This is a genomic window from Methylotenera mobilis JLW8 (assembly GCF_000023705.1).
GTDB classification, from domain to species: domain Bacteria; phylum Pseudomonadota; class Gammaproteobacteria; order Burkholderiales; family Methylophilaceae; genus Methylotenera; species Methylotenera mobilis.
The window spans coordinates 826,478-841,718 of the sequence record NC_012968.1; the positions used below are offsets into that span (position 1 = coordinate 826,478).

Below are 15,241 nucleotides of genomic sequence, written 5' to 3' on the forward strand. Positions count from 1 at the left end.
ATTAACTATATGACTTGCAATATTCCAACCATGCTGACATGGCTTCGTATCTTACTGATACCGGTATTTGTGGCTATTTTCTATTTGCCAACTAATCCGCAAGCTTTTGGTGCGATTCCTGCGCATTGGGTTAATTTAACGGCCACTGTCATTTTTGCCATTGCTGCATTTACCGATTGGCTGGACGGCTACTTGGCGCGCAAGCTTAATCAAACCTCATCATTCGGTGCTTTTTTAGACCCAGTTGCCGATAAGTTAATGGTGGCAGCTGCTTTGATAGTATTGGTGGAATTTGAGCGCGTGGGCGCGGTAGTGGCATTGATTATCATTGGTCGTGAAATTGCCATTAGTGCCTTACGTGAGTGGATGGCGGGTGAAGGTCAACGCAGCAGCGTAGGTGTTGCCATGATAGGTAAGGTAAAAACAGCGGTGCAAATGCTGGCTATTTTATTTTTATTGTATTGGGACAATATCGTGATTGCGAATGTGGGAACCTTTCCCACAAAACTATTTGGACAGGTGCTAATCGTGATCGCGGCATTTTTGACATTGCTATCAATGGCTTATTATTTACGTGCAGCCATGCCAAAAATCAAGCGGTAATAATTTAGTAAAAAATGCGTAACTAATACTTGACGATATCTCCAAACTCTCTATAATGGCGCCTGTCTTAACGACACGCGGGAATAGCTCAGCTGGTAGAGCGCAACCTTGCCAAGGTTGAGGTCGCGAGTTCGAGCCTCGTTTCCCGCTCCAAATAATAAACGGCGAATGCATAATAGCTTCGCCGTTTTAGTTTTAAAAAAGTATGGTTTTGGATTTTGTCATCAAGGCTGAATGCTTTTGATGTATAGTAATAATGCTAAAAATGGCGCGATAGCAAAGCGGTTATGCCGCGGCCTGCAAAGCCGTTTAGGCCGGTTCGACTCCGGCTCGCGCCTCCAGTGTTTTTAGCATAGATTGATTGCGGGAATAGCTCAGCTGGTAGAGCGCAACCTTGCCAAGGTTGAGGTCGCGAGTTCGAGCCTCGTTTCCCGCTCCAAATAATAAACGGCGAATACAGTCATGTATTCGCCGTTTTTGTTTTTACGCATGCCCATTGAATCCTGAAGCCAGCCACCGCCTTAATTCTTCGCTGCCACGACACTAAACTGCATGGTGTTACAATGTTAAACAATCAACAAAATTTTTAATCTATATTCACCCATGAATACGCCCAATGATAGTGTTAGCACACCCAATGATAGTGCTGTCGATGAAGTGATGTGTCAATGCAGTGGCACCACACGCGGCGAAATACAAAAGTATTTTGAGCGCGGCATGGATATGGACGCAATCTCACAATGGACAGGCGCACTTTCCGGTTGCGGCGGTTGTGAGTGGGATGTCGCTGACTTTCTGAAGGAGCTTGCTGAGCAGCAACAGCGTGGTGGATAAACTCCACTGGCATTCACTTTTGCCTTGTACTGTGTGCTAAGTTGCTATGTATTGAATGCCAGTAACAGCTAATTAACACGCGTGCTTGCTGTCAACTATCCCAATGGATAGATGCTTATTCTGCTAGAAATTAATACTATTTAGTATTAATTCTATTGTAGTGTGCGCCTAATACTTAGTACGATACGTATATTCGTAGCATAATGTAACCATAATTACTCTAAGAAAGTGAATTCATGCATCAGGATGAAGTGAGCCAGTTAGCTAGTGAAGGTGTTGTTGATACGTTACTAGAGAGTCTACTCTTGGTTTGCCGTCTGCATGGCGTCGCTACTTCGCGTGATGCGCTGGTGGCCGGTCTGCCGCTACGCGAGGGAAAAATGACGCCGGCACTGGTGAAGCGTTCTGCGAGTCGTGTGCATTTAGCCACCACCATTCTTAAGAAATCATTGGATAAAGCCAGGCAGGAATTTTTACCGGCTATTTTGCTGTTAAAAGATGATGAAGCTTGTGTGGTTACCAAAGTGAATCTTCAAACTAGGACCGTGGGTGTGATTTTCCCCGAGCTTGGTGATGCCGAAGTCGCGGTGCCATTAGACGATATTGTAGCCAGAAGCGCAGGCTATTTTATTGTAGCCAAACTTAAATACACGTTTGATCAACGTGCGCCTAGTGTGGGTAAGGTAACTGTACGCCACTGGTTCTGGGGCTCTCTCGCCGAGAATAGCCGTATTTACCGAGATATTATGGTGGCGGCATTTGTGGTTAATATGCTCGCATTAGCCATGCCTTTGTTTACCATGAATGTTTATGATCGGGTGTTGCCTAATCGTGCCACAGAAACCTTGTGGGTGATGGCGCTGGGTATTTCACTGATATTTGTCGGTGATTTGGTGCTGCGTACCATGCGTGGCTACTTTCTAGATTGGGCCAGTACGCGCATTGATATTAAGCTTACCGCGCGCATTATGGAGCAGGTGTTAGGTATTCGTTTGGAGCAAAGGCCAAACTCTGTAGGGTCTTTTGCTTCTAATCTGCGCTCGTTTGAAACTGTGCGCGATTTTATTACTTCTGCCACGATTACCACCCTGATTGATATTCCGTTTGGTTTGATTTTTATTTGCGTGATGGCGTGGATTTCTTGGCCAATGATTATTCCGGTGCTACTGGGTGCAGTGGTGATTTTGATCTACTCATTTAGTGTGCAAACCAAGATGCATGACCTCTCTGAAACCATGTATCGTGCCAGCGCGACTAGAAACGCTACTTTGATTGAAAGTTTGGTTGGTCTGGAAACAGTAAAGGCATTAGGGATTGAAGGGCAGATGCAGCGCAAATGGGAGCATAGTGCGCATTTCTTGACGGAAGTCTCCAGTAAATTGCGTTTGCTGTCATCATCGATTAATAATGGTGCTGCGACCATGCAGCAGTTAATCAATGTTACTTTGGTGATTCTGGGTGTTTATTTGGTGATTAATGGTGAGTTGACTATGGGCGGTTTAATTGCCTGCACTATGCTTGCGTCACGTGCACTGGTGCCTGTTGCGCAAACTGCAGGGTTGTTAACCCAATACCATAATGCAGCAACCTCACTCAACTCGCTAGACGAAATCATGCAAAGACCGGTAGAGCGTCCTGTGGACAGTACGTTTTTATCCAGACCGGTGTTTAATGGTGATATTGAGTTTAGAGAGGTTTCTTTCCGTTATCCTGGGGCCGAGGGCAATGCGCTCACTAAGGTTTCTTTCAAAATCAAGGCTGGTGAACATGTAGCCGTACTTGGGCGCATGGGGTCCGGTAAATCAACGATTCACAAATTGATTCTTGGTCTGTATCAGCCCACAGAAGGTGCGGTTTTGATTGATGGTATTGATGCGCGTCAAATTGATCCGGCAGAGTTGCGGCGCAGTATTGGCTATGTACAGCAAGATACGCAATTGTTTTATGGTTCTATGCGCGATAACTTAACAATATCCGCCCCGCACGTGGATGATGCAGCCGTGATTACGGCTGCGCAGATTGGCGGGATTGATGAGTTTGTGAACTCCCATCCCAAAGGTTTTGATATGCTGATTGGTGAGCGTGGTGAAACCTTGTCTGGAGGGCAGCGGCAGGGGGTAGGCGTTGCGCGTGCATTTATTAATAATCCGGCAATCATGTTGTTGGATGAACCCACCAGTGCAATGGATCACTCAGGCGAAGACGCGATTAGAACGCGCTTGCTTGAATATACTCGGAACAAGACCTTGTTGTTAATCTCGCATCGCTCATCTTTATATGCTCTGGTGAATCGTATTATTGTGATTGATTCCGGACGTGTGGTGGCGGATGGGGCAAAAGACCAAGTGACTGAGGCACTAAGAAACGGCAAGATTGGTAAAGCGCTATGAGTGAAGACTTGTTTAAAAAGCTAGGAACGATTAATCATTTCCTAAAAAGCCAAACCTGGCTGACCAAGCCTATTTATTACTTTTTAGATAAATGGACGCCAACTGAAACGAAAGAAGATTTGCCTTGGCACGAAGAGGCAGACTTGGTGATTTTGGAGCAGACGCCAATACGCGCTAGGTTGCTGCTATATTCGATTGCGGCCATGCTGCTACTGTTGGTGCTGTGGGCTTTTTTTGCCAAAGTGGATGAAGTAGTGCGTGGTGATGGTCGCGTGATTCCGTCTAAGCAAGTGCAAGTGATTCAGTCGCTAGATGGCGGGATAGTGTCAGAGATTCTAGTGAGTGAAGGGGAGGCAGTTGCAGTTGGTACGCCACTGATTCGTATTGATGAAACGCGTGCGGTATCCTCGCTGCGTGAAAATCAATCTCAATATCTAGCCTACTTGGCCAAGCAGTATAGATTAAGGGCATTGGCCGAGGGAACCAGCTTTAATCCGCCTGATGAGGTACGTAAGCAAGTACCTGAAACTTATGATCAGGAATATGCCTTATATAACTCCAGTAAAGATGAGTTGACCTCGGCTATTGCGATTGCTCGTGATCAGATGGTACAGCGTGAAAAAGAGTTGCTTGAAGTGCAGTTCCGCAAAGAGATCGCAGAAAAAAATTATGAGTCTTCAAAACGCGAGCTTGCAGCAAATAAGCCTTTGTTAGCGAGTGGTGCAGTGTCTGAGATTGATATTCTAAAACTGGAGCGGGAAACTAATAAAGCTAAAGGTGATATTGATCAAGCACGTGCCCAGATTGGCCGAATTGAAAGCGCTATTGGCGAGGCGAAACGTAAGGTTTCTGAGGTTCAGCAGAATTTTCAGAGTAAGGTGCGCACTGAGTTAAATGATATTACTGCGCGTCTAAACAGCGTTTCTGAGGTGAGTGTTTCCCTTAAAGATAAAGTGAATCAGTCCACGCTAAAATCTCCAGTTAACGGTAAAGTGAGCCGTCTTTTTTATAATACTGTGGGTGGGGTGATTCAGCCAGGTAAAGAAGTGTTGGAGGTGGTGCCGACCGACGATGCTCTGATCTTAGAGACTAAAATACAGATTAAAGATATTGCTTTTATTAGCCTGCTACAGCCGGCTGTAGTTAAGCTGACTGCTTATGACTATACGATTTATGGTGCATTGGATGCGGTGGTGGAAAATATTTCACCGGACTCTATTGTGGATGAAAAAGGTAATGCCTACTATGTTGTGCGTGTGCGTACGCTTAAGTCCAGCCTTGGTAAAGGGTTGCCGATTATTCCGGGGATGGTAGCGCAAGTTGATATTATGACTGGAAAGAAAACCATACTTTCCTACTTACTAAAACCAGTGTTAAAAGCAAAGTCGTACGCTTTCAGTGAGAGATAGATGCAGGATATATTTGTAAGTAATTTATCTGAACAGATTAGTCATTGGGCTGAAGCATTTCCAGAATCAAAAATCGTTAAAGACTTTTCTCAAGTGCCGTCGAAATTAAATGGTGCGACGGTGGGGGATGGCTTGGTTTTCTGGTTGCACGTGAATGAAGAAAAACCAGACAGCTTAAGTAGCATGGTGGTCAATATTGTCAGTCGCTTTCAATCCGCCAAGGTGGTGGTGTTGGCCAATGCGCCTAATCAGGCCGATTGCTTTGCTGCATTAAGTGCCGGTGCTGTGGGTTATGCGCATGCTTATTCACCCCCTGCCATGTTAACGGAAATTAAAACCGTGATTGACCACGGTGGCTTATGGTTAGGGAAGGAGTTACTGCAACGATTAATTGAGACTTCCACTAAGTTGGTTGGCAATCAGCCTGCTTACGTTAATGGTTTGCTAGACCAGTTAACTAATCGCGAACGGGAAGTAGCGGTTGAAGTGGCAAAAGGTCTAAGTAATAAGGAGGTGGCAAAGCTGCTGAATATTACAGAGCGTACAGTGAAGGCGCATTTGGCTGCAACGTTTGAGCGCCTAGGCGCTAAAGACAGGTTGCAGCTAGCGTTAATGCTTAATACGCATTAGCTGAGGCCAAGGTTGGTGCTGTTGGGCTAATTAACTAGACGGCATCTAACCGTCAAGTTAAGCACCTCAGGCTAAGCCCGGGTTAAGCTGAGGTGTTGTTCGCATTAGTTTCTGTTTAAGTGTTATCGATTAGTTTTTTACTGCGTTAGAGTGTAATACCTGGTCCTGTCATGCCATCAATGCCAAGCAGTTTCAATGCATTAATTTCATCGCTGTTTTGCACACCTTCGGCAATTGCAATCACGCCAATCGAGTGTGCAATCATGCAGAGGCCTCTCAGTAAGGTTTTATTGGCTTCATTTTTATTAATATCACGAATCACTGAAGCGTCGATTTTAATATAGTCCAAACCAATATCATGTAGTTCACCTAAGCGTGAAATGCGTGTGCCTACGTGTTCGATACCTACTTTGCAACCCAGCGCTTTTACGGCGACGCAAAACTGCCTGAATTCCGGCAAGTGGTCAAAAGCGCTTTGTTCCGGCACCTCAAAATATAGCTTATCTGCAATCTGAATTTGCTGCTTAATCGCTGTCATTGCAGCATCAATAAATGCGGGGTTGCAAATGGCGCTAGCCGATATGTTGAGCCCAATAGGCATAGCGCCATTAGCGAGCGAATTAACGGCAGTTTGCAATACCAGTTCATCGACGCGATTAATTAAATCTAGTTTGTCTGCCCATGTGATAAATTCACCTGCGCAAAACCATTTGCCATCGTTGGCAAGTTGTAACCTGACCGGCGACTCATAGTGAATTAAGTCGCCTACTTGATTTACCACAGCATAGCTTTCTAGCTTGATTCGCTTGTTATCTAGCGCGGAAGTCAGCAGGTTTTTCCACTCTTGCAAGTTGTGGTCTTGATATTGATTTAGTTCGCCAGAGTTGATGACATGTAAATTGTTGCTACCTTCAGTGCCGATGTCATCTAGTACGTGATGTACCGAGTTAATGATGTGTTCGGCAGTATCGGATCGAGTGATACGAGCAGAGATGGTCATGAAATTTACCAAGATATTCTGGCCAGTAATATTGCTTACTTTTTCAAATACACCGTTGATGCTGGTACCTAGGCTGTAGCAGTCTGCCGGTTGGTTGGAGAATACTGCGAAATCAGCACCGCTTAGTCGGCTGGCAGACAGTGTAGGATTTTGCTCACACAAATGCTGCAATGCATCTGCAATCGTTTTTAGTAGTTGGTTGGTTTCTTTATAACCGAGTTTTTGGTCAATTTCAGCAATGTTGAGTATTCTGGTAATCACCATCACACCTTCATTGAAGTACTCTTCGTGACTAATGCTGGCGTTGACTTTTTTAACAAAGTAATCGTGATTCATTAAGCCGGTGACGTGGTCAAAGTTGTTATCAAACCTCAGTTCTTCTAAGCGTGCTGATTCTTCTGTGACAGTCTTTTTCACGCGGTTGGAGAGGGTGTTCATTGCGTTGACCACGGACTTAAACTCTTTGGTTTTAGGGACATTAATCATAATGAACCGGCTTTCACCAATGGCCTGCGCTTGATCCACCACATCGTCGAGTGGTTTTAGGATTTTTTTAAGTAATTGGCCCGCCAAATAGCAACTAATTAAGCCGATGAGCAGCACCCATAGCGCGATTTGTATGGTTGAGTCCCAAAGTTTGTTGTAGGCAAAGGTAGTGTTGCTTTCTAGTTTTAATGTGCCAAACTGCGCCCATCCTTCTTGTATTTCAGCAATGCCCGGTTCTACTTGTAGTGGAATTACGTTGATAAACCATTGAGGTGCATGGGTTTTAATGTTTTTATTCACGCGCTCACTGAGTGGCTTTCCGTTGGTGTCGAGTAGCGCAATATATTGATAATAGCCAGAGTCAAACTGTGCGGAGAGCAGTAGGTCTAGTGTGACTGGATCTTTGGGTAGCTGTGTCATTGATAGCGCGAGTGTGACCGCGTTATCGTTATTTTTCATCTGCAGTTGCTTTTCTAAATATTGCTTGCTGGATAATGTACTTAAGATAAAGCTGCCGCTAGATGCTAACGCTAAAATTAAAATAATGGCTAACCATAGTTGTTTAATTAGTGACATAAATTCATCCTTACTTTTATTTATTCAATTCCATCTGCGCGCATACGTGCTAGCACGTCTCGCCATCTTGATAGGTTAGATTGAGAGTCTGATTTAGGTTTTGCGCTATTGCCAACCCACAGCCCTTTATCGTTAAAGCTAAACACTGGTGACAAATCTTTTCTGCTTGAGGCTGGGGAAATTTGCGGTATTAAATTATCTAAAATGAGTGGTTCTGATTGCGGCGTTGCATAATAGCTGAGTACCATATGCGCTTTAATGACTTTTCTATTGTTCTCTGAAAGTTCAGCTCTAACGTAGGTGAGTCTTAGTTTGTCATTAGAGACATTCACGGCTTTCAGGAACACATACTTAGCAATACTAAAGTCTTCACAGTCGCCAGCATGTAAGCCTAGAAACTCCAGCGGTGTTGCCCAGTAGTCTGATTGTCCCCATACGTTGATGTCATCTGCAAACATGACTTTTTGGTTAAAAAAGTTATTAATTTGAGTGAGCTTTTCCGCCTCGCTTGCATTTTTGAGGCTGATGGTGAGCTGTTGTAGCTCTAAGAAATCATTGGCGGCCTCATCCCCATATTTTTGCTTGGCGAGGGTGGCGAGTTTATTGAAGTCGTAACCTTCCGCGGCGAGATAGCTAAAAAACAATGACAAACACATCATCACGGCTATGCATAGCCGCAACCTCAGTGAGCCTAATGTTTTGTTAGTGATTTCAGCCACGCATACTCCAAAAAATTAATGTCGCTACGACATTGCTTCTTAGGCATCATACCTTAAGTAACTTGGGTTTTAGCTTAGATTTATTTTGGATTTTTACACTTGCCGCACTAGCGAATGATGTATTGGCCGTTAGTACAATATGTTTTAGCTGGCACAAGGTGTTTAATGCTAAACAGCTCATAAAAGTTTAACGGCAACATCTAATATTTCTTAGGATATTAACATGGCATTAATCGGCAAAATCATTGCAATGACAGGGACTGCGTCATTAATTTCAAATAACGGCAATCAGCGCGATTTGAGATTGGGCGATAATATTCAGACTGCAGATACGATTAAAACAGGCGCTGGTGTTGAAGTGGACTTACAGCTAGCCAATGGGCAAGTTGTGCATATAGGCGCTGAGCAACTGGTTGCTTTTGCCGATGAACTTGTAGAAGATTTTATCCCGGCAACGCTAGATACCTCGGTGAATGTTGCCACCATCGATACTGTGGTTAAGGCGATTGAAGAGGGTAAAGACATTGGCGATGTATTAGAGGAAACTGCGGCAGGTCCAGGCGGTTCATCTAATAGTTACGGTTTCAGCTTTGTTGATTTGCTCAGAATTAACGATGACCTAAATAATTTTAGATTTGGTTATGAGTTTGGATCTGCAACACCTAATGAGCAAGCGTTGTCAGGTAACAGTTTTGCGGATACCCTCAATCAAATTAATGTGGTGACTGGTACTGGCGGTGCTCCTGACACCAACAGCCCAAGCGTAGTGGTCAACATCGTCGATGCCAACCTCAACGTGGCAGACACCGTATCTAACGTCACCTTCACCTTCAGCGAAGCGCCAGTAGGCTTCACCATTGGCGACATCAGCAGCACCGGCGGCATCATCAGCAACCTGGTTGCTACCGCAGACCCACTGGTATTTACCGCCACCTTTACCGCCAATGCAGGCTTCGAAGGCACAGGCAGCGTCAGCGTGAACGCAGGCAGCTACACTAATGCTTCTGGTAACGTCGGCACCTCAGGCGCAGACACTGTGGGTATCGACACCGCAGCACCAGTACCGACCATTACACTCACACCGAACGTGACTGCTGACGACATCATCAATGCTGGCGAAGCTGGCGGCAACGTCAACATCACCGGCACGGTAGGCGGCGACGCTAAAGTGAACGACACCGTCACCCTAGTGATCAACGGCAACACCTACACCGGCTTGGTACAACCAGGCTTGACCTTCAGCATCCCAGTAGCTGGCAGCGACTTAGTGGCTGACCCAGACCGTGTGATCGACGCTTCCGTCAGCACCACCGATGCAGCAGGTAACACCGCGACTGCCAGCGACACCGAAGGCTACAGCGTAGACAGTACAGTGCCTACAATCGCCAACCAAACCTTCTCCTATGCAGAAAACCGCGCAGCTGGCGCGACGGTTGCTACGGTCGTTGCCTCAGACAACGTTGGCGTCACAGGCTACAGCTTTACAGCCACAGGCACTAACACCAGCGCAGACGGCTACTACCAAATCAGCAACACCGGCGTGATCACCATCACTGCCGCTGGCGCAGCTTCAGGGGTGAACGACTTCGAACAAGGCACGAATACTGGCAACTACGGCATCACAGTACGTGACGCAGCTGGCAACAACAGCAACGCCACGATTACGCTGAACGAGACCGACTTGGACGACACCAACCCAGTGATCGCCAACCAAACCTTCTCCTATGCAGAAAACCGCGCAGCTGGCGCGACGGTTGCTACGGTCGTTGCCTCAGACAACGTTGGCGTCACAGGCTACAGCTTTACAGCCACAGGCACTAACACCAGCGCAGACGGCTACTACCAAATCAGCAACACCGGCGTGATCACCATCACTGCCGCTGGCGCAGCTTCAGGGGTGAACGACTTCGAACAAGGCACGAATACTGGCAACTACGGCATCACAGTACGTGACGCGGCTGGCAACAACAGCAACGCCACGATTACGCTGAACGAGACCAATGTAAATGAACCGGTTGCGGCTGTAAGTGATGCATATACGATGAATGAAGATGGCCCAGCCATCACCCTAACACCATTGGCTAATGACAGTGACCCAGATGGCACAACACCGACGATCCAAAGCATTAACGGTACGGCACTCACACCAGGAGTGGCGCAAGCGATTGCAGTTACTGGCGGCATGGTGAATGTAAGTGCGGCAGGTGTCATTACCTTTACGCCTACCTTGAACTTCAATGGTACGGTGACCTTCCCGTATGTGATTACCGATGGCGCAACTACCGCGACAGCAAACCAAGTGATTACTGTCAATGCGGTAGATGATCCAAGCGTACTGATTGCAGACACTAACACTGTGAATGAAGACAACCCGGCCACTGGTAATGTTCTGAGTAACGACAGTGATGTAGACAATGTGCTCACCGTGAGTAGCTTTAAAGTTGCTGGTATCAGCGGCACCTTCACGGCTGGTCAAACGGCCACCATTACTGGTGTTGGCACTCTGACCATTGCTGCGAACGGTAACTACACCTTCACGCCAGTGGCTAACTACAACGGCAGCGTTCCGGTTGCCACCTACACGGTGAATACTGGTAGCACCAGCACACTCAGCATCACCGTTACTCCGGTGAATGACGCACCAGTAGGCGTTGCCGATGTATTTAATGGTGTGAATAGCGTGGTAGAGGGTACAACGGTTGTTCGCGGCAATATCCTTGCTAACGACACTGATGTGGACTCAACCACACTGACCGTTGCCCAGTTCGCAACGAATAGCGGTGCCACTGCAACGGCTGTTAATGGTACAAATTCAATTACCACAGCCCTAGGCGGCACAGTGGTGATGAATGCTGATGGTACCTTTACTTATACTGCGCCAGTGCGTAACCATGCAGATGCTATTTCTGATGTTGATAGTTTTGTATACCGTGCAACTGATGGCAGCTTAAATTCAGCATGGACTACCGTGACGCTCAATATTGCAGACTCTGTACCAGTGGCTAATCCAGATACTGATAGTGTGGGCGTAGGCTTCCGTAACCCAACAACTAACAACACTGCGAGCGTGACAGGTAATGTGATTACCGGTGCAGGTGACACCGGTGGCGTTGACACACTTGGTGCTGATGCTGCGCGCGTATCTAGTATTGTATTTAATGGCACAACTTATAATTTGAGTGCGGGCAATACCAGCATCGTTACGAGCAATGGCACCTTACTTATCAATGAAACGGGCAGTTACACTTATACCTCTAGTTATCAAAACAAAGTAGTGCCAGTATCACCAAGCAATACAGCAAGTACCGTTGCAAACTGGACCAGTGCTGGTATAAGTTCGTTTGGTTTTGATGGTACATCTCCACTGACTAACAGTAACAATACGCTTACATTAAGTGCTTTGACCACTGCGGCCTCTAATATCGTGCGACTTAGTGATAACACAAATAGTAACAATGACGGTATTGGCGTGGAAACTACGTTGTCTGGAAGCGCATCAAATCAAAGCAATATTTCTCGTATTGAAAATAATGAGCATCTAGTGCTCAATCTGGGTATGTTAAGCCGCAATACCAGTGTGACACTGACAGATCTGACAGCCAGTGAAACTGCTCAGTGGCGTGCTTATGATGCGAATGGTGCGATTGTGGCATCCGGCACTATTACTGGTAATAGCACTAACATTGCAACTGGGACAGTCAGCAGTACGGTTGCTTTTCAATACATAGTGTTTTCTGGTTCAAGCTCAGCTAATTTCCGTGTTAACGGATTAACCGCAACGCCTGATCTCACTGCCGTTACACCAGATCAGTTTACCTACACGCTTACAGATGCTGACGGTAGTACTGCAAGCACTACGTTAACAATTAACACCAATGGTAATCCTAGTGCTGTTGCTGATAGCGCTACTGTGTACGAGTCAGGCTTGTCGACAGGCACGCAAGCAGGTGTGTTAGCCACTACAGCAAGTGGAAACTTGCTGGTGAATGATGCTGGTGTTAGCACTACGACTACCATCTCCAGCATTAATGGCGTAACACCTACTAGCGGCACCATCACTGTGACCAGCGCTACTGGCACGCTGGTGGTAAATGCTAATACTGGTGCATACACTTACACACTCAACGCAGCGACGACTGAAGGTGTCAACGATAAACCTACCTTCAATTACGTGTTGACAGATAGTGTTACTGGTCAAAGCACTAATGCTAACCTGACTGTTAACATCGTTGATGATGCGCCTGTAGGCGGCAATATTACACAAACACTGCAGGCTGCTTCAGCAGCGCTAACCTATAATGTGGTCATCGTGTTAGACCGCTCAGGTAGTATGGCGCAAGATGCTAATGGCTTATGGTCGAATCAATCAGGCTACGATGCAAGCACCAATCGTATGGAGATTGCTAAAGAAGCGATTGCGCAATTGATAGCGCGTTATGATGGTTTGGGTAATGTCAATGTCAAGTTTGTTACTTTCTCATCTGATGCAGTTGAGAGCGAGTGGTACATTGATAACGTAACAGGCGCTGTGCGTTATGTAGATAACGTGCAAGCAGGTGGCGGTACGCAATATTCAACCGCACTCAATGAAACCATGTCTGGCTTTACACAGCCTGTTGCAGACAAAACATTGTTCTACTTCATCACAGATGGACAGCCAAACTCAGGTTATGAGGTTGATGCAACCTTGCAAACGCAATGGCAAAACTTTGTGGCAGCCAATGGCAATATCTCCTTCGGTATTGGTATCGGCACTGCATCATTGAGTTCACTCACTCCAATTGCATACCCTAATGTGGATGCTGATGGTAATGGTACAGAAGACTACGCGATTCGTGTCGATAACCCTGCTGATCTTGCAGATACCTTATTGTCCACGGTGGATGGTGGTGTCGTGGTTGGCAATATGTCTGTGTTGTCCGGTAGCGGTAGCAGCGGCTTCTTGCTGGGTGCAGATGGCGGTAGACTCAATAGTGTAGTGGTTGATGGCGTAACTTATACTTATAGCGCTAGCGGCCCAAGCAGCATGACTATAAGCACCAATAAAGGTGGTGAGTTGACTGTAAACTTCCTGACAGGGGAGTATAGCTATCACTTGTTGCTCAATAGAACGGTGCAAAATGAGCAAGAGTCATTCTTGGTCACGGCGGTAGATGGAGATGGCGACACGAAAACCATTAATCTGAATATCAATTTAGATTATGTGGCTAATTTAGACCCTAACGCTGATACGATTCTAACCAATGTGGTAACGGGTACGCCAATAAGTGTTTCTGCTGCGGCATTGCTGCATAACGACAGTCTACGTGGCACCGGTAGCATTACGAGCACGCAAAATGCGGTGAACGGCTCGGTTAGTGGTACTAGCACAGTGCAATTTACCGCTAACGCAGTTGCGGCAAAAACGATTCAGGTTGTCACTGAAGCGTCTTTTGATTCTACATCACAAACGCAAAATAGCACCCGAGAAAACGCGGTCGATTTAACGGACCGTAGCAAATTCGGTACTGTGGTTTCCGGTACGCCAACTTGGGCTGTAGATGTGGCCGGTGGCAGCTCTATCGTATTTAGCGGTTTGCTGGATAATAGTGGTAGCGGTACTCGTGATGTGGATTACGTTAAAGTGAAAATGTACGCAGGTGAACGTGTATTCATTGACGTGGATAACCAAACACAAGGGGTGAATGCATTTGTCGAGTACTTTGATGCAAATGGTGTGTTGCAGACCTTTACTGTAGGCACGACTGGTACAGGTACTAGCTTGGCGCCTAATGGATATTTCACAGCGCCTGAGTCTGGTGAGTACTTTATTCGCATGCAGACAGTAGGTACCACAGATACTAGTTACAACCTAGTGTTGACTTTGACTGATATTGTGGGCCCAATGACAGAAAACGGTAGCTTCGAATACACTGTTACTGAAAATGGTGTTGCTAGTTCGGCATCAGCCACTGTCTACAATGTGGTGGGTAACACGATTACGGGTGGCGACGGTGACGAAATCCTTCTTGGTGGCAATACTAACGACACCTTAATTGGTGGCGGTGGTAACGATGTACTCATCGGCGGTGCTGGCAATGACACGTTGCTGGGTGGTACTGGTGCGGATCGTCTAGAAGGTGGCTCAGGTAACGACATCTTAAATGGTGGTACTGGCAATGATATCTTAATCGGTGGTACTGGTAACGACACATTGACTGGCGGCTTGGGTGCTGATGTATTCAAATGGTCACTTGCCGATGCCGGCGCGACTGGTACACCAGCTACTGATGTGATTACTGATTTTGACACTACAGCGAATAGTGACAAACTTGATTTACGTGATTTGTTGCAAGGAGAAATTGGTAGTGGCGTTGGCGCTAATTTAGAGAACTACCTACATTTTGAAAAAGTGGGTACTGATACAGTTGTACATATCAGTAGCAATGGTAGCTTCAATAATGGTTATAACCCGGCAGCTGAAGTGCAAACTATAACACTACAAAATGTAGACTTGGTTGGCTCTTACGCAAATGACCAGCAAGTGATTCAGAATCTGATAAATAATCAAAAACTAATCACGGATTAAATCATTAGATAATACTAATATTCGTT

8 protein-coding genes and 3 tRNA genes are annotated in these 15,241 nt (G+C 46.1%); 9 read left to right on the forward strand and 2 right to left on the reverse strand.

Annotation, left to right across the window (positions count from 1 at the left end; translation table 11 throughout):
- Positions 1-9 precede the first annotated feature (9 nt).
- The 8 genes from pgsA to MMOL_RS03975 all read left to right on the forward strand — a co-directional run bounded on the left by pgsA (position 10) and on the right by MMOL_RS03975 (position 5,866).
- On the forward strand, positions 10-603 hold the full coding sequence (gene pgsA, locus MMOL_RS03940; protein ID WP_015831723.1) for a CDP-diacylglycerol--glycerol-3-phosphate 3-phosphatidyltransferase: 594 nt from the start codon (positions 10-12) through the stop codon (positions 601-603).
- A 77-nt stretch (positions 604-680) separates the two neighbouring features.
- Positions 681-756: transfer RNA gene (locus MMOL_RS03945), tRNA-Gly, on the forward strand.
- Positions 757-870: 114 nt separating this feature from the next.
- Positions 871-944, forward strand: a tRNA-Cys gene (locus MMOL_RS03950).
- A 22-nt stretch (positions 945-966) separates the two neighbouring features.
- A tRNA-Gly gene (locus tag MMOL_RS03955) sits at positions 967-1,042 on the forward strand.
- 164 nt (positions 1,043-1,206) lie between these two features.
- Positions 1,207-1,437, forward strand: a complete 231-nt coding sequence (locus MMOL_RS03960) for a (2Fe-2S)-binding protein (protein WP_015831724.1) — start codon at positions 1,207-1,209, stop codon at positions 1,435-1,437.
- A gap of 236 nt (positions 1,438-1,673) precedes the next feature.
- The gene (locus tag MMOL_RS03965) at positions 1,674-3,827 is read left to right on the forward strand and encodes a type I secretion system permease/ATPase (protein WP_015831725.1); all 2,154 of its coding nucleotides are present in this window, start codon (positions 1,674-1,676) and stop codon (positions 3,825-3,827) included.
- Entirely contained in the window at positions 3,824-5,236 is a 1,413-nt protein-coding gene (locus tag MMOL_RS03970; RefSeq protein ID WP_015831726.1) for an HlyD family type I secretion periplasmic adaptor subunit, read from the forward strand. The genes MMOL_RS03965 and MMOL_RS03970 overlap by 4 nt, the downstream gene beginning before the upstream one ends.
- A complete protein-coding gene (locus MMOL_RS03975) occupies positions 5,237-5,866 on the forward strand; it encodes a response regulator transcription factor (RefSeq protein WP_015831727.1) in 630 nt (209 codons plus the stop codon).
- Positions 5,867-6,011: 145 nt separating this feature from the next.
- Here the strand turns inward: MMOL_RS03975 and MMOL_RS03980 are convergent, their stop codons facing one another.
- Positions 6,012-7,928, reverse strand: coding sequence for a bifunctional diguanylate cyclase/phosphodiesterase (locus tag MMOL_RS03980; RefSeq protein ID WP_015831728.1), 1,917 nt, complete (start codon positions 7,926-7,928; stop codon positions 6,012-6,014).
- Between the two features lie 20 nt (positions 7,929-7,948).
- On the reverse strand, positions 7,949-8,647 hold the full coding sequence (locus tag MMOL_RS03985) for a transglutaminase-like cysteine peptidase (protein ID WP_015831729.1): 699 nt from the start codon (positions 8,645-8,647) through the stop codon (positions 7,949-7,951).
- Positions 8,648-8,870: 223 nt separating this feature from the next.
- On the opposite strand from MMOL_RS03985, the gene MMOL_RS03990 reads away from it, so the two are divergent.
- Positions 8,871-15,215 (forward strand): retention module-containing protein, encoded by a 6,345-nt coding sequence (locus MMOL_RS03990; RefSeq protein ID WP_015831730.1) that lies wholly within the window; start codon positions 8,871-8,873, stop codon positions 15,213-15,215.
- Positions 15,216-15,241 lie beyond the last annotated feature (26 nt).